The sequence below is a fragment of the Chromobacterium sp. FG22 genome, from assembly GCF_057809415.1.
Map to the genome: position 1 here is coordinate 1 of NZ_JBMDJX010000001.1, position 17742 is coordinate 17742.

General features: G+C 64.2%; 19 protein-coding genes. 7 read left to right on the forward strand and 12 right to left on the reverse strand.

All coding sequences use genetic code 11. The features are described from left to right. From ACODSD_RS00005 to ACODSD_RS00015, 3 genes are all read right to left on the reverse strand, one after another. Positions 1-780, reverse strand: a 780-nt coding sequence (locus tag ACODSD_RS00005) for a TolC family protein (protein WP_488876534.1), incomplete at its 3' end; no start/stop codon positions are given. After that, complete coding sequence (locus tag ACODSD_RS00010) at positions 773-3919, reverse strand: efflux RND transporter permease subunit (protein WP_107801063.1); 3147 nt, start codon at positions 3917-3919, stop codon at positions 773-775. The genes ACODSD_RS00010 and ACODSD_RS00005, both read right to left, overlap by 8 nt. Positions 3920-3938: 19 nt before the next feature. Continuing rightward, the gene (locus ACODSD_RS00015) at positions 3939-5129 is read right to left on the reverse strand and encodes an efflux RND transporter periplasmic adaptor subunit (protein ID WP_227105658.1); all 1191 of its coding nucleotides are present in this window, start codon (positions 5127-5129) and stop codon (positions 3939-3941) included. A gap of 197 nt (positions 5130-5326) precedes the next feature. Between ACODSD_RS00015 and ACODSD_RS00020 the strand changes: the two genes are divergently transcribed. From ACODSD_RS00020 to murA, 5 genes are all read left to right on the forward strand, one after another. Further along, complete coding sequence (locus ACODSD_RS00020; RefSeq protein ID WP_107801062.1) at positions 5327-5992, forward strand: TetR family transcriptional regulator; 666 nt, start codon at positions 5327-5329, stop codon at positions 5990-5992. A gap of 69 nt (positions 5993-6061) precedes the next feature. After that, entirely contained in the window at positions 6062-6967 is a 906-nt protein-coding gene (locus ACODSD_RS00025) for an ABC transporter ATP-binding protein (protein ID WP_488876535.1), read from the forward strand. After that, positions 6964-7719 carry an ABC transporter permease gene (locus ACODSD_RS00030; RefSeq protein WP_107801060.1) on the forward strand — a complete coding sequence of 252 codons (756 nt, stop codon included), beginning with the start codon at positions 6964-6966 and terminating at the stop codon, positions 7717-7719. The genes ACODSD_RS00025 and ACODSD_RS00030 overlap by 4 nt, the downstream gene beginning before the upstream one ends. Positions 7720-7739: 20 nt before the next feature. Beyond that, the gene (locus ACODSD_RS00035) at positions 7740-7988 is read left to right on the forward strand and encodes a BolA family protein (protein ID WP_488876536.1); all 249 of its coding nucleotides are present in this window, start codon (positions 7740-7742) and stop codon (positions 7986-7988) included. Between the two features lie 6 nt (positions 7989-7994). Then, positions 7995-9248, forward strand: coding sequence for a UDP-N-acetylglucosamine 1-carboxyvinyltransferase (gene murA / locus ACODSD_RS00040; RefSeq protein WP_253313867.1), 1254 nt, complete (start codon positions 7995-7997; stop codon positions 9246-9248). A gap of 71 nt (positions 9249-9319) precedes the next feature. On the opposite strand, the gene ACODSD_RS00045 is transcribed toward murA, so the two are convergent. The 9 genes from ACODSD_RS00045 to dapC form a co-directional block, all read right to left on the reverse strand. Continuing rightward, complete coding sequence (locus tag ACODSD_RS00045) at positions 9320-9655, reverse strand: zinc ribbon domain-containing protein YjdM (protein ID WP_107801058.1); 336 nt, start codon at positions 9653-9655, stop codon at positions 9320-9322. Between the two features lie 66 nt (positions 9656-9721). Then, complete coding sequence (locus ACODSD_RS00050) at positions 9722-10504, reverse strand: MlaA family lipoprotein (RefSeq protein WP_107801057.1); 783 nt, start codon at positions 10502-10504, stop codon at positions 9722-9724. 16 nt (positions 10505-10520) lie between these two features. Next, complete coding sequence (locus ACODSD_RS00055) at positions 10521-10814, reverse strand: STAS domain-containing protein (RefSeq protein WP_107801056.1); 294 nt, start codon at positions 10812-10814, stop codon at positions 10521-10523. Further along, positions 10814-11440 (reverse strand): MlaC/ttg2D family ABC transporter substrate-binding protein, encoded by a 627-nt coding sequence (locus ACODSD_RS00060; RefSeq protein WP_488876537.1) that lies wholly within the window; start codon positions 11438-11440, stop codon positions 10814-10816. Before ACODSD_RS00060 ends, ACODSD_RS00055 begins: the two co-directional genes overlap by 1 nt. 89 nt (positions 11441-11529) lie before the next feature. Further along, the gene (gene mlaD / locus ACODSD_RS00065; protein ID WP_253313869.1) at positions 11530-12003 is read right to left on the reverse strand and encodes an outer membrane lipid asymmetry maintenance protein MlaD; all 474 of its coding nucleotides are present in this window, start codon (positions 12001-12003) and stop codon (positions 11530-11532) included. A gap of 11 nt (positions 12004-12014) precedes the next feature. Next, a complete protein-coding gene (gene mlaE, locus ACODSD_RS00070; RefSeq protein ID WP_107801053.1) occupies positions 12015-12800 on the reverse strand; it encodes a lipid asymmetry maintenance ABC transporter permease subunit MlaE in 786 nt (261 codons plus the stop codon). Next, positions 12793-13611 (reverse strand): ABC transporter ATP-binding protein, encoded by an 819-nt coding sequence (locus tag ACODSD_RS00075; protein ID WP_199225948.1) that lies wholly within the window; start codon positions 13609-13611, stop codon positions 12793-12795. Before ACODSD_RS00075 ends, mlaE begins: the two co-directional genes overlap by 8 nt. A gap of 375 nt (positions 13612-13986) precedes the next feature. After that, positions 13987-14808, reverse strand: coding sequence for a 2,3,4,5-tetrahydropyridine-2,6-dicarboxylate N-succinyltransferase (gene dapD / locus ACODSD_RS00080; protein ID WP_227108622.1), 822 nt, complete (start codon positions 14806-14808; stop codon positions 13987-13989). Between the two features lie 84 nt (positions 14809-14892). Further along, the gene (dapC, locus tag ACODSD_RS00085) at positions 14893-16095 is read right to left on the reverse strand and encodes a succinyldiaminopimelate transaminase (RefSeq protein WP_107801051.1); all 1203 of its coding nucleotides are present in this window, start codon (positions 16093-16095) and stop codon (positions 14893-14895) included. Between the two features lie 58 nt (positions 16096-16153). On the opposite strand from dapC, the gene ACODSD_RS00090 reads away from it, so the two are divergent. Both ACODSD_RS00090 and ACODSD_RS00095 read left to right on the forward strand, forming a co-directional pair. Then, positions 16154-17068: a DMT family transporter gene (locus tag ACODSD_RS00090; RefSeq protein WP_019101310.1), complete on the forward strand. Its 915-nt coding sequence runs from the start codon at positions 16154-16156 to the stop codon at positions 17066-17068. Beyond that, entirely contained in the window at positions 17065-17640 is a 576-nt protein-coding gene (locus tag ACODSD_RS00095) for a GNAT family N-acetyltransferase (protein WP_488876538.1), read from the forward strand. Before ACODSD_RS00090 ends, ACODSD_RS00095 begins: the two co-directional genes overlap by 4 nt. The last annotated feature ends 102 nt before the right edge of the window (positions 17641-17742 follow it).

A 17742-nucleotide genomic window follows, 5' to 3' on the forward strand; every position in this document is an offset into this window, starting at 1 on the left:
GCTTTGGCCGCGCTGAATGCCGCCGGCTACCAGCTGCTTGGGCGAGTGGCCGAGCAGTACGCCCAGCGCGCTTTCGGTCTGCTCCAGCGCGCTGGCGATCTGCGGCACCTTGGCGCGGGCGGAGGCCGCCTCGGCCTCGGCCTGCTGCTGGTCCAGTTCCGAGATCAAGCCGCCCTTGAAGCGCTTGGTCTGCAGCTTCAGCGATTCCTCGCGGCTTTGCAGCGTGCGCTTGGCGATGTCCAACTGGGCGTCGTAGGCGCGCAGCTGGAAATAGGTCTGTGCGGTTTGCGCGGCGATCGCCAGCTTCGAGCTGTCGCGGGCGAAGCGGCTGGCGGCGAAGTCGGCGCGGGCCGCTTCATTGCCGCGGCGCAGCTTGCCCCACAGGTCCAGTTCCCAAGACGCGGTGAGGTTGGCGTTGCGCACGTCGCTGACCAGCGGAGCGCCCGGCGTGCTTGTCGCGCTGGAAGCGCGGCCGCGTTGGTAGCCGGCGTTGGCGTTCAGCGCCGGCAGCAGCTGGGCGCGGGCGATACCGGCCTGGGCCGCGGCTTCGTCGACGCGGGCGGAGGCGGCGGCCAGGTCCTGGTTGTGTTCCAGGGCTTGGGCGATCAACTGATCCAGCACCGGATCGTTGAACTGCTTCCACCAGTCCAGGGCGATGGCCGGGTTCTGGGCCTGGGCGCTGTCCGGCAGCTCCAGTTTGGGGCGGCTGTAGTCGGGGCCGACCGCGCAAGCGGTCAGCGCCAGCGCCACCAATGAGGGAATCAGGGCGCGTTTAAGCATCGGCCTTGTCTCCTGCCTCGGCCGCGGGCTGAGGCTGTTTCGGTTTGCTGAACTTCATGATGAGCATGAAGAACATCGGGATGAAGAAGGTGGCGATGAAGGTGGCGGCCAACATGCCGCCCACCACGCCGGTGCCGATCGAGTGGCGGCTGGCGGAGCCGGCGCCGCTGGAGATGGCCAAGGGCATGCAACCCAGCACGAAGGCCAGCGAAGTCATCACGATGGGGCGGAAGCGCAGTTTGGCGGCCTCGATGGCGGCTTCGACCACGCTGAGGCCTTCTTCTTCCATTTGTTGGACGGCGAACTCCACGATCAGGATCGCGTTCTTGGCCGATAGGCCGATCAGCGTCACCAAGGCCACCTGGAAGTAGACGTCGTTGGCGAGGCCGCGCATCCAGTTGGCCATCAGCGCGCCGAACATGGCGAAAGGCACCGCCATCAGCACGCTGATAGGCAGGCTCCAGCGTTCGTACTGCGCCGCCAGGATCAGGAACACCATGATCATGCCGAAGCCGAACACCACGGCGGAAGAACCGCTGGTGGATTTCTCCTGGAAGGCGGAACCGGTCCACGCCAGGGTGTAGCCGTCGGGCAAGGTGTCCTTGGCCACGGCTTCCAGCACGTTCAACGCCTCGCCGGAGCTGAAGCCGGGCGCGGGACCGCCCACCAGCTTGGCCGCCGGGAAGATGTTGAAGCGCTCCAGGCTTTCCGGACCGGTGGTGTGCTTGATGGTCACCAGCGCCGTCAGCGGGATCATATTGCCGTCCTGCGAACGCACATAGATATTGCGCAGGTCTTCAACCCGGGTGCGGAAATCCGCCTCCGATTGCAGCTGCACGCGGAAGGTGCGGCCGAACTTGTTGAAGTCGTTGACGTACAGCGCGCCGAAGGTGCTCTGCATGGTGTCGAACACGGTGTTGACCGGCACGCCCAGGGACTTGGCCTTGGCCCGATCCAGCTTGACGTAGATCTGCGGCACGCTGGCGGAGAAGGTGGTTTGCACCCCTTTCAGTTCCGGGCGTTTGGCGGCCGCGGCCACCAGTTTCTTGGTGACTTCGCCCAGTTCCACGGAGCTGGCGCCGCCGCGGCTTTGCACATAGGCCTCGAAACCGCCGGTGTTGGACATGCCGGAGATCGGCGGCGGGTTGAAGGCCAGCACGATGCCGTCGGTGATGCCCATCATGCCCTTGGCGAAGGTGTCGCCCACCACGGCCTGAGACGACAGGTTGGGCGTTTTGCGCTCATCCCACGGTTTCAGGGTGATGAAGGACACGCCGGCGTTGGTCTTGTTGCCGCCGGTCAGGATGTCGAAGCCGGCGAAGCTCATCACGTCCTGGACCGCCGGGTTCTTGCTGGTCATCGCGTCCAGCTTGGTCATGGTGGCCGAGGTGCGCTGCATCGACGCGCCGTCCGGCAGGAAGGCGGCGGCGATGATGTAGCCCTGGTCCTCGTCCGGGGCCAGGCTGGACGGGATGATGCGGAACAGGCCGACGCAGATGGCGATCAGGCCGGCGAACAGCAGGATGCCCACCGCGCTGCGCTTGATCAGGAACACCACGCCGCGGGAATAACCCTGGGTCAGGCGATCGAACCAGTTGTTGAACCAGACGAAGAAGCGGGCCGGATGCTGATGGCCTTCCTTCAACAGCAGCGCGCACAGCGCCGGGGTCAGGGTCAGGGCCACCAGGCCGGAAATCGACACCGACACCGCGATGGTGATGGCGAACTGCTTGTACATCTGGCCGGCGATGCCGCCGAGGAAGGCCACCGGGATGAACACCGAGCACAGCACCAGCACGATGGCCACCAGCGCGCCGGACACTTCATCCATCGCCTTGAAGCTGGCTTGCAGCGGCGACAGCTTTTCCTGGGTCATCAGGCGTTCGACGTTTTCCAGCACCACGATGGCGTCGTCCACCACGATGCCGATGGCCAGCACCAGGCCGAACAGCGTCAGGGTGTTGATGGTGAAGCCGAAGGCGTACATGCCGGCGAAGGTGCCGATGATGGAGACGGGCACCGCCAGGCAGGGAATCAGGGTTGCGCGCCAGTTCTGCAGGAACAGGAACACCACCAGGAATACCAGCACCATGGCTTCGGCCAGCGTGGAGTACACCTCTTTGATCGACACTTCCACGAACTTGGTGGTGTCGTAAGGGATGGCGTAGTTCAGGCCTTTGGGGAAGCTCACCGCCAGTTTCTGCATCGTCTGTTCCACGGCTTGCGCGGTGGCCAGCTGGTTGGCGCCGGGCGCCAGGAAGATGCCGATCGGGATGGTGGGCCGGCCGTTGTGCGTGCCGGTGAAGTCATAGGACAAGGCGCCCAGTTCCACGCGCGCCACGTCTTTCAGCCGCACGGCGGAGCCGTCCGGGTTGGAGCGCACGATGATGTTCTCGAACTCTTCCGGTTCGGACAGGCGGCCCTGGGTGGTCACGGTGTAGGTGAAGTCCTGCTTGCCTTTGACCGGCTCCGCGCCCACCTTGCCGGCGGCGAACTGAGCGTTCTGCTCGCGGATGGCGGCGGCCACGTCGCTGGGCGTCAGCTTGAGCTGGGCCAGGCGATCGGGCTTCAGCCAGACGCGCATCGAGTAGTCCTGGCCGGCGAAGTTGATCACGTCGCCCACGCCCGGCACCCGCTTGAGCTCGTCCACCACGTTCAACAGCGCGTAGTTGCTGATGAACAGGGTGTCGTAGGTCTTGTCCGGCGAGAACAGCGAAATCACCTGCAGGAAGGCCGAGGATTTCTTGGTCACGTTGACGCCTTGCCGGCGGACTTCTTCCGGCAGCTGCGACAACACCGACTGCACGCGGTTGTTGACGTTGATGGTGGCCTGGTCGGCGTCGGTGCCGATCTTGAAGGTCACGCTCAACGACAGCTTGCCGCTGGAGGAGCTGGTGGACTGCACATAGAGCATGTCGTCCACGCCGTTGATCGCCTGTTCCAGCGGCGAAGCGACGGTGTTGGCGATCACCTCGGCGGAGGCGCCCGGGTAGCTCGCGCTCACCGAGATCATCGGCGGCACGATTTCCGGGTACTGCTCAATGGGCAATGCCTTGAGGGCGGCCAAGCCGGCCAGCGTGATCACGATGGAGATCACGCTGGCGAAGATGGGCCGCCTGATGAAAAAGGCGGAAAACATGAATGGTTACCCCTTTGCCTTATTGTTTGGGCGCGGCGGCGGGCGCGCTGGCGTCGGCCTTGAACGGATGCGGCTTCACATCGGCGCCCGGGCGCAGCTTGATGATGTTGTCCACCACCACTTTGTCGCCGGCTTTCAGGCCGCTTTCCACCAATACGTTCAGACCCACGTCCTGGGACACGGTGATGGGACGCGGCTGCACCTTGTTGTCGGCGCCGACGACCCAGACCATCTTGCCCTGCTGCGAGGTCAGCACCGCGCGTTGCGGCACGGCGATGGCGTTGCTGCGTTGGGCGCCTTGCAGGATCACGCGCACGAACTGGCCGGGCAGAATGCTGCCGTCCGGGTTGGCGAAGGTGGCCCGCGAACGGATGGTGCCGGTGCTGGCGTCCACCAAGCTGTCGGTGAAGTTCAAGCGGCCGCTCTTGCCGTAGGTGGAGCCGTCGGTCAGCTTCAGCTGCACGTTGAAGTGGCCGTTGGAGGCCAGCTTCAGTTGGCCGGAGTCCTGCATCTTGCGCAGATTCATCATGTCGCTGTCGGACATGCTGAAGTTGACGTAGACCGGGTCCAGCTGGGACACCTTGGTCAGCAGGCTGCCGTCGGCGCTGGTGGACACCAGGCTGCCTTCGGAACGGGTTTCCTGGCTGGTCATGCCGGAAATCGGCGCGGTGACGCGGGCGTAGCCAAGATTGATCTTGGCCTGCTGCACCTGGGCCTGGGCGGCGGCGACGGAAGCCTTGGCGGCTTCATAAGCGCTGACCGCGTCGTCGCGGTCTTTCTGGCTGACCGCGTTCTCTTTGAACAGCGGGCTGATGCGGTCGAAGTCCTGCTTGGTGCGCACCAGCTGAGCCTGTTGCACTTGCAGATTGCCCTGGGCCTGGTCCAGCGTCGCCTTCAACGGCTCCGGATCGATCTGGAACAACAAGTCGCCCTGTTTGACCGGCTTGCCTTCGGTATAGGCGCGCTTGAGCAGAATGCCGCCCACACGGGCGCGTACTTCCACTTCTCGCGAGCCCGCCGCCTGGCCGACGAATTCGAAGGAGACCGGCACATCGCTAGGGGTGATTTCAATCACGCCTACCGGCACCGGCGGCATGGCGCCGGCGTGCTGGTCGTTTTTTTGACCGCAGGCCATCAGGCTGGCGGCCAGAGCGGTGAGCAACAGCCAGTGCCCGCCTTTCTGGGCGAAGGTGTTTCCTTGCATCTTCATGGGATGTCCTCAGGAATGTGGGGGTATGAGTGTTATAAGTAAAAGGTACTGCAATTTTTCTTTGATAGTGGGAATTGATCGATCTTGAGTCGCGACATTTTACATACATGCGTGTACGTATGTAAAATGCTTCCAGCGACGCATTGTGTTATGGTGCGGGCTTCCGACAGACCCCTTTGATCAGCGATACGTTCAACATGGCACGCAAAACCCGGGAAGAAGCCGAACAAACGCGGCATCTGCTGCTGGATACGGCGGAGCAGCTTTTTAGCGAGAAGGGTGTCTCTAAAACGACACTGGCAGACATCGCCAGCGCGGCGGGATTGACGCGCGGCGCGGTGTATTGGCATTTCCAGAACAAGCTGGACTTGTACCGGGCGATGCTGGACAGGATGGGCGGGCAGTTTGATGACATCTGCGAGCAATTGTTGAGAACGGCACACTCGAGTCCGGCTCTGGCCTTGTGGAACCATAGCCACCGGCTGCTGACCATGATTGGGGAGAACCAACAGGTTCGTCGTATATTACTCATTCTGTTTATGCGTAGCGAGCATGTCGGCGAACTGGCTCCCATTCACGACGAGTGTGTTGCGCATATGCAAGAAACCCGCGAGCAATTGACCCTGGTGGTGCAGATGGCGGTGGATGCCGGCCAGACCTTGCCCTACGTGACACCGGAGACGGTGGCCGAGGTGTTGCAGTCCATGCATCACGGCCTGATCAACCGCTGGCTGGCGGACGGCAGCCAGACCAATCTGGGCGAGAATGCCACGCAACTGTTGCAATATGTCTACCGTGGAATATTCCTGCCGGAAGTGATGGAAGAACTCTCCCCCTCAAGCGTAGCCCAGCGCTATAATTGACCTTTTTTGTCAAACCATTAGCGCCGTTGGCGGCTTCAGCCGCGCGGCGTTGTCGGTGTTACCTCTCTCATGCCCCAGGCTATTGAAATTCAGGCGGTGAGCAAGCGCTATGGCCAGCTGCAGGCGCTGGACCAGGTCAGCTTCACCGTTGCCCCCGGCGAATTCTTCGCCCTGCTCGGCCCCAACGGGGCCGGCAAGACCACGCTGATTTCCGCGATGGCAGGTTTGTCGCGGCCGGACAGCGGCAGCATCCGCATCATGGGCCACGACGTGGTCGGCGATTTCCGCGCCGCGCGCAAGGCGCTGGGCGTGGTGCCGCAGGAACTGGTGTTCGATCCCTTTCTGTCGGTGCGGGAAACGCTGCGCTTCCAGTCCGGCTACTTCGGCCTGGGCCGCAACGACGACTGGATCGACGAGTTGCTGTTCAAGCTGGGTTTGGCGGACAAGGCGCACAGCAATATGCGCGCCCTGTCCGGCGGCATGAAGCGCCGGGTGATGGTGGCCCAGGCGCTGGTGCACCGCCCGCCGGTCATCGTGTTGGACGAGCCCACCGCCGGCGTGGACGTGGAGCTGCGCCAGAGTCTGTGGGTGTTCGTGCAGGAACTGAACCGCGCCGGCCACACCATTGTGCTGACCACTCATTATCTGGAGGAGGCCGAGGCCTTGTGCTCGCGCATCGCCATGCTGAAGAAGGGCCGGCTGGTGGCGCTGGAGAACAAGGACAAGCTGCTGGCGCACAGCGCGCGCCGCGAAGTGGCCTTGCTGCTGTCCGGCGATTTGCCGGCGGCCTTGCTGCCTTTGAAGCTGCGCGACGAGGACCGCCGCGTGGTGTTGCAGCTGGAGCACCTGGGCCAACTGGAAGCGGTGCTGACCGCGCTGCGCGAAGCGGCGGTGGAAGTGCGTGAACTGAACGTGGTGGAGACGGATCTGGAAAGCGTGTTCGTCAAGATGATGAATGGAGGGCCGCAGCCATGACCGGCTTCATGACCCTGTTCAAGAAAGAGCTGGTGCGCTTCTGGAAGGTGGCGTTCCAGACCGTGGCCGCGCCGGTGTTGACCGCGTTGATGTATCAACTGATCTTCGCCCATGTGTTGTCGCGCCATGTCGAGGCCTATCCGGGCATCAGCTACACCGCCTTCCTGATTCCGGGCCTGGCGATGATGTCGATGGCGCAGAACGCCTTCGCCAACAGCTCCAGCAGCCTGATCCAGTCCAAGATCACCGGCAACATCGTGTTCCTGCTGCTGCCGCCGCTGACCGCGCTGGAATTCTTCGGCGCCTATCTGCTGGCCTCCGTCGTGCGCGGCCTGGCCGTCGGCGCCGGGGTCTTGCTGATCACCGGCTGGTTCGGCCTGCCGCTGCCGGCTCAGCCGCTGTGGGCGCTGACCTTTGCCGTGCTGGGCTGCGGCGTGCTGGGCGCGCTGGGCATCCTGGCCGGCATCTGGGCGGAAAAGTTCGATCAACTGGCCGCCTTCCAGAACTTTCTGATCATGCCGCTGACTTTCCTGTCAGGCGTGTTCTATTCGATCAACAGCCTGCCGCCGTTCTGGTACGCCGCGTCTCATCTCAACCCGGTGTTCTACATGATAGACGGCTTCCGCTACGGCTTCTTCGGCCAGGCCGACGTCAGCCCCTGGCTGTCGGCCGGCGTGGTGGGCGGCAGCTTCGCCGTCTTGTCGGGCCTGACGCTCTGGCTGATCAAATCTGGCTATAAACTGCGCCATTGAGCGCATCCACGGGATTTCTCATGATTACTCCGCAACAAGTCAAACAGTACATCGAGGCCGGCCTGGTCTGTACCCATCTGGAAGTGGAAGGCGACGGCCACCACTTCTACGCCACCATCGTGTCGGCGGCTTTCGAGGGCAAGCGCCTGATCGACCGCCACCGCCTGGTCAAGGAGGTGATCGCCACCCGCTTGGCCAGCAATGAAATTCACGCTCTGTCCATCGTCAAGGCCGCCACGCCGGACGAATGGCAAAAACTGCAAGGCTGATCCGTCATGGATAAATTGAAAATCATCGGCAACGGTCCGATCAACGGCGAGATCCGCGTTTCCGGCGCCAAGAACGCCGCCCTGCCCATTCTGTGCGCCAGTCTGTTGACCGGCGACACCATGCGCTTCACCAATGTGCCGATGTTGCGCGACATCGCCACCACCCAGAAGCTGCTGCAAGGCATGGGGGTGCGGGTGATGACGGACAATGTGCACGAGATGGAAATCACCGCCGGCCATCTGGACAGCCTGGTGGCGCCGTACGATCTGGTGAAGACCATGCGCGCGTCCATCCTGGTGCTGGGCCCGACGCTGGCGCGCTTCGGCGAGGCCACGGTGTCCCTGCCGGGCGGCTGCGCCATCGGCAGCCGGCCGGTGGATCAGCACATCAAGGGCCTGGTGGCGATGGGCGCCGAGGTCAGCATCGAGCACGGCTACGTCAAGGCCAAGGCCCGCCGCCTGCGCGGCGCGCGCATCATCATGGATATGGTGACCGTGGGCGGCACCGAGAACCTGTTGATGGCGGCGACGCTGGCCGAGGGCACCACCGTGCTGGAAAACGCCGCGCGCGAACCGGAAGTGACCGATCTGGCCAACTGTCTGGTGGCCATGGGCGCCAAGATAGGCGGCATCGGCACGGACCGGCTGGTGATCGAGGGCGTGGAGCGTCTGCACGGCGCCGATTACGCGGTGATGCCGGATCGCATCGAGGCGGGCACCTTCCTGGTGGCCGGCGCGATGACGCGCGGCCACATCGTGCTGCGCAACGCCGCGCCCAAGAGCATGGAAGCGGTGCTGGACAAGCTGGCCGAAACCGGCGCGGTGGTGGAGTGCGGCGACGACTGGATCTCGCTGGACATGAAGCGCCGTCCGCAGGCGGTGAACTTCCGCACCTTGCCTTACCCGGCTTTCCCCACCGACATGCAGGCCCAGCTGATGACGCTGAACTGCGTGGCCGAGGGCGCCGGCGTGGTGACTGAAACCATTTTCGAAAACCGCTTCATGCACGTGCCCGAGCTGAACCGCATGGGCGCCAATATCGAAGTGGAAGGCAACACCGCCATCATCAAGGGCGTGGAGAAGCTGTCCGGCGCCACGGTGATGGCCACCGATCTGCGCGCGTCGGCCAGCCTGGTGATCGCCGGCCTGGTGGCCGAGGGCGAGACCATCGTCGATCGCATCTACCACCTGGACCGCGGCTACGAGCATATCGAGAAGAAGCTGGGCGCGGTGGGCGCGCTGATCGAACGGATCAGTTAAGCGTAAGCTTTGCCCCGGCAATGAAAAACGCCACGGCTCAGGCCGTGGCGTTTTGTTTTTAAGCGCGGGATTTACGCTTTCTTGACGAATTCGGACTTCAGGCTCATCGCGCCGATGCCGTCGATCTTGCAATCGATGTCGTGGTCGCCGTCGACCAGGCGGATGTTCTTCACCTTGGTGCCCACTTTCACCACCAGGGAGGAGCCTTTGACTTTCAGATCCTTGATCACGGTGACGCTGTCGCCGTCCTGCAGCACATTGCCGTTGGCGTCCTTGATCACGCGGGCCTCTTCGGACGGCGCGGCCTGCTCGTTCCATTCGTGCGCGCACTCCGGGCAGACATACATCGCGCCATCCTGATAGGTGTATTCGGATTTGCATTGCGGACAGGCTGGCAGATTGCTCATGGCGTTTCCTGTTGATAAGTAAAAAGGAAGGCCGCCGGCCAGTGGCCGGCGGCGGAGAGAGTGGGTTTACTGCGCGGCGGAGGCCGCTGTCTTGTCGCCGGGCGCCGTCGCGGCGGGCGAGTCGACCAGTTCATCCAGGCTGAAGGTGTCCGCCGGCTGGGTGGGGTTGGGCAGGCCCAGCTGCTGCGCGCGCAGCTGCATATAAGCGTCGCGGGTGTAGCTGTACGGATCCAGCGCCGCGGTGCTGAGCATGGCTTCCACGCCCAGGTAGCGGGCGCGGGTGTTCACGCCGTACAGGCCGTAGAAGCCCACCGCCTGCCAGGTGGTGTCGTAGAACATTTTTTCCGGGCCCGGGCCGGCCAGCGAGGCGGTCAGGCCGGCGCCGTCGCGCACGGTGGAGGGGCCGAAGAAGGGCAGCACCAGATAGTTGCTGTCGTGCCAGCCCCAGGCGGCGAAGGTGTCGCCCAGCGTGGTCTTGTTGTTCTTCAGGCCGGCCTGGCTGGCGATGTCGATCAGGCCGAACAGGCCGAAGCCGGTGTTCATCGCCACTCGCATCACGTCGTTCAGCGCTTTTTCCGGCTCGGCGCGCAAGGCGTTGGACAGCGCGCTGTAGACGTCTTTGAGATTGTCGAAGAAATTGCTGACGCCGGTGCGCACCGGCGACGGCGTGACGGCCTTGTAGCCCTCGGCCACCGGCTTGATCACGTAGCGGTCGGCGGTGTCGTTGACCTGGTACATGGCGCGGTTATAGGGCTCGAAGCGGTCGTAAGGCACCGTCGGGTTGCTGGCGCAGCCGGCCAGCAGCAGCGAGAGCGCCAGGCCGGTCAGCGCGGGTTTCAGGGACGACATAAATCCTCTCCGCATATCAATCCGCCGCCGGGGCGGACAGCAGCTCCGCCAGCGAGTAAAGGTCCAGCAAGGCGCTGAGCCCGCTCGGCCAGTTTTCCAGCGACAGGGCGTGGCCGGCGGCGTCGGCGGCGCGGCGCGCGCCGAGCAGCAGGGCCAGCGCGGCCGAGTCGGCGCCGGTCACGCCGGACAGATCCAGGCGCAAGGGCGCTTCGCCGGCGAGCTTGGCCAGCGGCGCGGCGAAGGGGCCGCAGCTGTCCATGTTCAGTTGGCCGCTGAGCCGGGCCTGGCCGGGGGCGGTGCGTTCCAGCATCAGGCGTTGCCCTTGGCGGGCGCGGCGGCGGCCGGCGCCGCGTTCTTGTTCTGCAGCAGCTTGATCAGACCGTCCACGCCGCTTTTGCGCACTTCTTCGTTGAAGGAGTTGCGATAGACGGTGACCAGGCTGGCGCCTTCCACGCTAACGTTATAGATCTTCCAGCCTTGCGCGCCCTTGTTCAGCGAATAATCCACCGCCACCGGGTTGGCGTTGCCCGGCAGGGTCACCGTGGTTTTCACGGTGGCGTCGCGGTCGCCGTTGCTCATCAGCGGGTTGGACTTGACGTCGACCTGGGCGGTCTTGAAGCGGGTCATGGTCGCGGAATAGGTGCGCACCAGCAGGGTCTGGAATTGCTGGGTCAGTTGCGCGCGCTGTTCGGCGCTGGCCTGACGCCAGCCCAGGCCCACGGCCAGCGCGGTCATGCGCGGGAAGTCGAACATCGGCACCGCCACCGCTTCCGCCTGCAGGCGGATTTGCTTGGTGTTCTTGCCGTTGTCCTGTTTCAGCACTTCCAGCACCTGGCGGGAAGCGTCCTTGATCACGTCGGTGGGGGTGTCGCCGGCGGCTTGGGCCGCGGCGGACAGGCCGAACAGCAGACAGCAGAATGCGAGCAGTTTTTTCATCTTTTTTCCAATCGATTGCGAGTGAGCCGGCGGCGCGGGCAGCGCGCCGGCCGGCAGTGTGTTGCGGGGTGCCCCGTCTTTGTGCCGCGCTATTTGTCAGCGCTCTTGTTGCTATCGGTAAAGCCTGTCATGAACTTGCCGATCAATTGTTCCAGCACCATGGCCGAGGAGGTGATGGTGATGGTGCCGCCCGGGGCCAGATTGGTTTCCGAGCCGCCTTGCAGCATGCCGATATATTGTTCGCCCAGCAGGCCGGCGGTCAGGATGGACGCGCTGGCGTCGTCGCTGATCTGATAGGTCTTGTCAATATTCAGAGTCACGCGGGCGCGATAAGTTTTCGGGTTGAGCCGGATGTCGGCCACGCGTCCGATCACCACGCCGGCTTCCTTGACCGGCGCTTTGACCTTCAGTCCGCCGACGTTGTCGAAGTCGGCGTAGAGCACATAGGTCTGGTTGGCGCTTTGCGGGACCAGATTGGCCACTTTCAGCGACAGAAAGGTGACGGCGGCAATGCCCAGCGCCACGAAAATGCCTACCCACAAGTCAATAGTAGAGCGTTTCATTCGGGTTTTTCCTAGAACATGAAGGCGGTCAGGATGAAATCCAGCGCCAGGATGACCAATGCGGAGGTGACCACGGTCCGGGTGGTGGCGGCAGACACGCCGCTGGCCGTCGGAGTGGCGTCATAGCCTTCGAACACGGCGATCAGGGTGACGGCGACGCCGAAGCACAGGCTCTTGATCAGTCCGTTGACCACATCGAAATGCAGATCGACGTTGGCCTGCATCTGCGACCAGAAGGTGCCGACGTCCAGGCCTATCATCACCACGCCCACCAGGTAGCCGCCGAAGATGCCGACCACGTTGAACAGCGCGGCCAGGATGGGCATGGAGATCACGCCGGCCCAGAAGCGCGGCGCCACGACGCGGGCGATCGGATCGACCGCCATCACGCTCATCGCGTCCAGTTGCTCCGTGGTTTTCATCAGGCCGATTTCGGCCGTCATCGCGCTGCCGGCGCGGCTGGCGAACAAGAGCGCGGCCAGCACCGGGCCCAATTCGCGCAGCAGGGCCAGCGCCACCACCGCGCCCAGCGCGTCGGAGGAGCCGAATTTGGCGAGGGTGCTGTAGCCCTGCAGGCCCAGCACCATGCCGACGAAGAGGCCGGACACCAGGATGATGATCAAGGACATCACGCCGGCGAAGTAGACCTCGCGTATGGTCAGCTGCGGCCGCAGCAGGCTTTGGCCGCTGCCCCGCAGGATAGCCACCAGAAAGCGGCAGGCGAAGCCCAGCCGCCAGACGGCGTTGATGGCGAGATGGCCTAGTCTGCGCAAGGGCGCGGCGATCAGGTCAAGCATGGCGGCCTCCGTTGAGTCCCAGGTCGTCGGCGAGCGAGCGCTCCGCCGGATAGGCGTAATGCACCGGGCCGTCGGCCTCGCCCCAGATGAATTGGTGCACCCATGGCGAATCCGAATTGCGCACCTGGTCCGGCGTGCCCTGGGCGACGATTTCGCCGCCTGCGACGAAGAGCACGTGGTCCACGATCTCCAGCGATTTGTGCACGTCGTGGGTGACCATCACCGCGGTGGTGCCCAGCGCGTGGTTGAGCTTCTTGATTAGGTGGGCGATCACGCCCAGCGAGATCGGGTCCAGGCCGGTGAAGGGTTCGTCGTACAGCATCAGCTGCGGGTCCAGCGCGATGGCGCGCGCCAGCGCCACCCGGCGCGCCATGCCGCCGGACAGTTCGGCCGGCATCAGCTGCTGGGTGCCGCGCAGGCCGACCGCTTCCAGCTTCATGGTCACCAGGTCGCGGATCATGCTGTCCGGCAGCTTGGTGTGCTCGCGAATGGGAAAGGCGACGTTGTCGAACACCGACAGATCGGTGAACAGCGCGCCGAACTGGAACAACATGCCCATGCGGCGGCGGTGTTGATAAAGTTCGGCGGCGCTCATTTTGGCGACGCTTTTGCCGTCCACCAGCACCTCGCCGCTTTGCGGCCGGTTCTGGCCCGAGATCAGCCGCAGCAGCGTGGTCTTGCCACTGCCGCTGCCGCCCATGACGGCCACCAGCTTGCCGCGCGGAATCGCGAGGTTGAGGTTTTTCAGAATGGGCCGCTCGCCATAGGCGAAGCTGACGTTTCTGAACTCGATGAAATTGTCAGAAGACACAAGTTTTCCAGATAGCATGCGTGAAGCCGCGGACGGCTTCGGTTGAAACGGCGGACCCGGAGCGGTGCGATGGCGGGCCGTTCAGGCAAAGCGGCTCTTGAAGCCCGTCGCCCAAGCCCTGGCGTTGCGCCTTGGCTGGCGGCGCTTCGCGGCCTGGGCTGAGCGGTGCTTGGAGAGCGGCCGCTTTTTTGCCGATTCTTTTCGAACTGGAGATTTTATAGACTTGTCGTGGACTAGCCAAATTTCAACAGCATTCGCGATGCAAATATGCTGCATTGCAATGCGGCCGGAGACGCCGAGAGGCGACGACGGAGGGGAGAAAAGGCGAACGGAGGGCGAGCCGACCGTCCGCCCGAGCCGGCGGACGGCGGGGCCTTACACGCCGCGCAGCAGCTCGTTGATGCTGGTCTTGCTGCGAGTCTGAGCGTCCACTTTCTTGACGATCACCGCGCAGTACAGGCTGTGGCTGCCGTCCTTGCTGGGCAGGTTGCCGGACACCACCACCGAGCCCGGCGGCACGCGACCGTAGCTGACTTCGCCGGTTTCGCGGTCGTAGATCTTGGTGGACTGGCCGATGTAGACGCCCATGGAGATCACCGAGCCTTCGCCTACGATCACGCCTTCGACGATTTCCGAACGCGCGCCGATGAAGCAGTTGTCTTCGATGATGGTGGGGTTGGCCTGCAGCGGTTCCAGCACGCCGCCGATGCCGACGCCGCCGGACAGGTGAACGTTCTTGCCGATCTGGGCGCAGGAGCCGACGGTGGCCCAGGTGTCCACCATCGCGCCTTCGTCGACGTAGGCGCCGATATTGACGTAGGACGGCATCAGCACGGTGTTCTTGGCGATGAAGCTGCCCTTGCGCGCCACCGCGCCCGGCACCACGCGGAAACCGGCTTCCTGGAAGCGGGCCGGGTTCCAGTCGGCGAACTTGGTGTCGACCTTGTCGAAGTAGCGGTTGACGCCGTCGTCGGAGATTTCATTGTCGCGGATGCGGAAAGACAGCAGCACCGCCTTCTTCACCCACTGGTTCACCACCCAGTCGGCGCCCTGTTTTTCCGCCACGCGCAGGCGGCCGGCGTCCAGCTCGGCGATCACCTGGCCGATGGCGGCCTTCAGTTCGGCGGAGACGGTGGCGGGCGTGATCTCGGCGCGCTTCTCAAACGCTTCTTCGATCAGGGTCTGGATCGGATGCATGGTGTTCAGTCCTTTGGCAATGTGGATGGAAGTCGTCATTCAATTCGCTTTCAAGCGGCCGCGCCGGAGGCGGGCCGCGTGGATTCAGGGGGTCTGGCGCTGCCGGCGCTCGGCGAAGGCGACGATGCGCTCGACGCCGGCCACGCATTCCTCCAGCGTGGCCACCAGCGCGACGCGGACATAGCCGGCGCCGGGGTTGACGCCGTGGGCCTCGCGCGCCAGGTAGCTGCCGGGCAGCACGGTGACGTGTTCTTCGGCGAACAGCGCCTTGGCGAAGTCTACATCATTCCCGTCCGGCACCTTGGCCCACAGGTAGAAACCGGCGTCCGGGCGGCGCACTTCCAGCCCCATCGCCAGCCGCGGGGTGACCGCGTCGAACTTGGCGATGTATTGCGCCCGGTTGGACTCGACGTGATCCTCGTCGTTCCAGGCCGCCACGCTGGCCGCCTGTATCGTCAGGCTCATCGCGCTGCCGTGGTAGGTGCGGTAGAGCAGGAATTTCGCCAGGAGCGCCGCGTCGCCGGCGACGAAGCCCGAGCGCATGCCCGGCACATTGGAGCGCTTGGACAGGCTGGTGAACATCAGCAGCCGCTCAAAGCCGCGTCCCAGCTTGCTCGCCGCCTCCAGCCCGCCCAGCGGCGGCCGGCCGAAGTGGATTTCGGAATAGCACTCGTCGCTGGCGATGACGAAGCCGTAGCGGTCGGACAGCTGAAACAGGGTTTCCCAATCGGCCAGCGACATCACCGCGCCGGTGGGGTTGCCGGGGCTGCACACGATCACCAGCTGGGTGCGTGCCCACACCGATTCCGGCACCTGGCTCCAGTCCGGCTGGAAGCGCTGTTCGGCCAGGCAGTTGACATAGTGGGGCTCGGCGCCGGCCAACAGTGCCGCGCCTTCGTAAATCTGGTAAAAAGGATTCGGGGATATCACTACCGGCGCCGGCTCCGCGCTTGCGTCGATCACCGTCTGCACAAAAGCAAACAAGGCTTCACGGCTGCCGTTGACCGGCAGTATCTCGCTTTGCGCATCCAGGTTCAGGTCATAACGCCGCCGCATCCAGGCGGCGCAGGCCTGGCGCAGCGCTTCGCTGCCCAGCGTGGCCGGGTATTGCGACAAGCCGCCCAGATTGGCTATCAGCGCCTGTTCCACCAGCGCCGGCGTCGGGTGCTTGGGTTCGCCTATCGACAGGTTGATGTGCGCCTTGTCCGCGGGTGGCGTCGTGCCGGCGAGCAGGGCGCGCAGGCGTTGAAACGGATAGGGCTGCAATTGGGCCAGGCGAGGGTTCACGGGTATCTCCAGGAAAGCGGGCGCAAGCAAACGAACAGCGAACATCTTAAGAACAGCAATGACACCTGTAAAACAAAAGTTTCTGGCCACCACCGGCATTCTGACCACCGCGCTGGTGTGGGGGCTGATGTGGTATCCCTTCCGCAGCCTCAATCAAAGCGGAGTCAGCGTGGCGATGACCTCGCTGGTGGTCTATCTGGTGGCCATCACCCTGGGCGTGATCACCTTTTTCGACGTCTACCGCCGCCAGTTCCGGCTGCAGCCGGTGTTGCTGGTGCTGACCGCGGTGTTCGGCTGGTGCAACTACAGCTATACCTGGGCCGTGTCCGAGGGACAAGTGATGCGGGTCTTGCTGCTGTTCTACCTGTCGCCGCTGTGGACGGTGTTCCTGTCGCGGCTGATCCTGAAGGAGCGCCTGACCCGCAGCGGCTGGCTGGTGGTGGCCCTGTCGCTGCTCGGCTGCTTCATCTTCATCTATCGTCCCGGCCTGTTCGCCGGGGAGCTGCCGCTCAGCCATCGCTACGAATGGCTGGCCTTGTCCGGCGGCATGGCCTTCGCGCTGGGTAATGTGATCAGCCGCGGCGCCCAGTCCATTCCGGTGCCGGTCAAATCGGCGTCGATCTGGTTCGGCGTGGCGTCCATCGGCGCGATCAAGCTGGCGCTGGCCGGGCAGCTGGGCGGCATTTTGCAGATACCGCCGCAAAGCTGGCTGGTGCTGGGCATCCTGGGCGTCACCTTGCTGTGCACCAGCGTGATATCGCAGCACGGCGTGTCCATTCTGCCGGCGACGCAGACGATGACGTTGATGCTGATGGAGTTGTTGTTCGCGGCGGCGTCGGCCTATTTGCTGGCCGGCGAGGCGATGACGCCGCGCGAATGGGCGGGCGGCGCCTTGATCGCCAGCGCCAGCCTGTTGTCCGGACGCATGACCAGGAAGCCGGGGACGGCGCAATTGAAACAGGAGGCAGCATGATTACGATCAGACCGATGAACGACGACGATTTCGAGCGTTTCTGGCCGGTGTTCCACGCGGTGGTGGCGGCCAGGGAAACCTACGCCTTCGATCCGGAGATGACGCGGGAGCAGGCGCGCGAGCTGTGGTTGCGGCTGCCTTTGCACACGCTGGTGGCGGAGGAGGACGGCGCGCTGCTGGGCTCGTATTTTCTCAAGCCCAACGCCGCCGGACCGGGCGGCCATGTCTGCAACTGCGGCTATATGGTGGCCGAGGCGGCGCGCGGCAAGGGCGTGGCGCGGCTGATGTGCGAACATTCGCAGCAATTGGCGCGCGACAGCGGCTTCCTGGCGATGCAGTTCAATTCCGTGGTGGCCAGCAACGAGGTGGCGGTGGCCTTGTGGCGCAAGCTGGGCTACGAGCAGGTGGGGCGTTTGCCGCGCGCCTATCGTCACGCGCGGCTGGGTCTGGTGGACTGTCTGGTGATGTACAAATGGCTGGGCGACGCCGCGCCGGACATGCCGGAACCGGCGCCGCTGATCGGCCGCAAGAATATCGAGGCGACGGTGTCGCGTCGCAAGGGCCACCGCTAGCGCCTGTTCCAAGCCTGTTGCGCATCGGCGGGATAATGAGATACAGGGTGTTGAAACCGCTTCGAAATGCTCATGCGCCACGTGCGCATTCCGCTTTCTCAG

What these genes read in the sequence shown, in the direction of transcription:
- ACODSD_RS00010 (WP_107801063.1), bottom strand. Translation starts at nt 3,919, where the DNA reads ATGTTTTCCGCCTTTTTCATCAGGCGGCCCATCTTCGCCAGCGTGATC.
- ACODSD_RS00015 (WP_227105658.1), bottom strand. Translation starts at nt 5,129, where the DNA reads ATGAAGATGCAAGGAAACACCTTCGCCCAGAAAGGCGGGCACTGGCTG.
- ACODSD_RS00020 (WP_107801062.1), top strand. Translation starts at nt 5,327, where the DNA reads ATGGCACGCAAAACCCGGGAAGAAGCCGAACAAACGCGGCATCTGCTG.
- ACODSD_RS00025 (WP_488876535.1), top strand. Translation starts at nt 6,062, where the DNA reads ATGCCCCAGGCTATTGAAATTCAGGCGGTGAGCAAGCGCTATGGCCAG.
- ACODSD_RS00030 (WP_107801060.1), top strand. Translation starts at nt 6,964, where the DNA reads ATGACCGGCTTCATGACCCTGTTCAAGAAAGAGCTGGTGCGCTTCTGG.
- ACODSD_RS00035 (WP_488876536.1), top strand. Translation starts at nt 7,740, where the DNA reads ATGATTACTCCGCAACAAGTCAAACAGTACATCGAGGCCGGCCTGGTC.
- murA (WP_253313867.1), top strand. Translation starts at nt 7,995, where the DNA reads ATGGATAAATTGAAAATCATCGGCAACGGTCCGATCAACGGCGAGATC.
- ACODSD_RS00045 (WP_107801058.1), bottom strand. Translation starts at nt 9,655, where the DNA reads ATGAGCAATCTGCCAGCCTGTCCGCAATGCAAATCCGAATACACCTAT.
- ACODSD_RS00050 (WP_107801057.1), bottom strand. Translation starts at nt 10,504, where the DNA reads ATGTCGTCCCTGAAACCCGCGCTGACCGGCCTGGCGCTCTCGCTGCTG.
- ACODSD_RS00055 (WP_107801056.1), bottom strand. Translation starts at nt 10,814, where the DNA reads ATGCTGGAACGCACCGCCCCCGGCCAGGCCCGGCTCAGCGGCCAACTG.
- ACODSD_RS00060 (WP_488876537.1), bottom strand. Translation starts at nt 11,440, where the DNA reads ATGAAAAAACTGCTCGCATTCTGCTGTCTGCTGTTCGGCCTGTCCGCC.
- mlaD (WP_253313869.1), bottom strand. Translation starts at nt 12,003, where the DNA reads ATGAAACGCTCTACTATTGACTTGTGGGTAGGCATTTTCGTGGCGCTG.
- mlaE (WP_107801053.1), bottom strand. Translation starts at nt 12,800, where the DNA reads ATGCTTGACCTGATCGCCGCGCCCTTGCGCAGACTAGGCCATCTCGCC.
- dapD (WP_227108622.1), bottom strand. Translation starts at nt 14,808, where the DNA reads ATGCATCCGATCCAGACCCTGATCGAAGAAGCGTTTGAGAAGCGCGCC.
- ACODSD_RS00090 (WP_019101310.1), top strand. Translation starts at nt 16,154, where the DNA reads ATGACACCTGTAAAACAAAAGTTTCTGGCCACCACCGGCATTCTGACC.
- ACODSD_RS00095 (WP_488876538.1), top strand. Translation starts at nt 17,065, where the DNA reads ATGATTACGATCAGACCGATGAACGACGACGATTTCGAGCGTTTCTGG.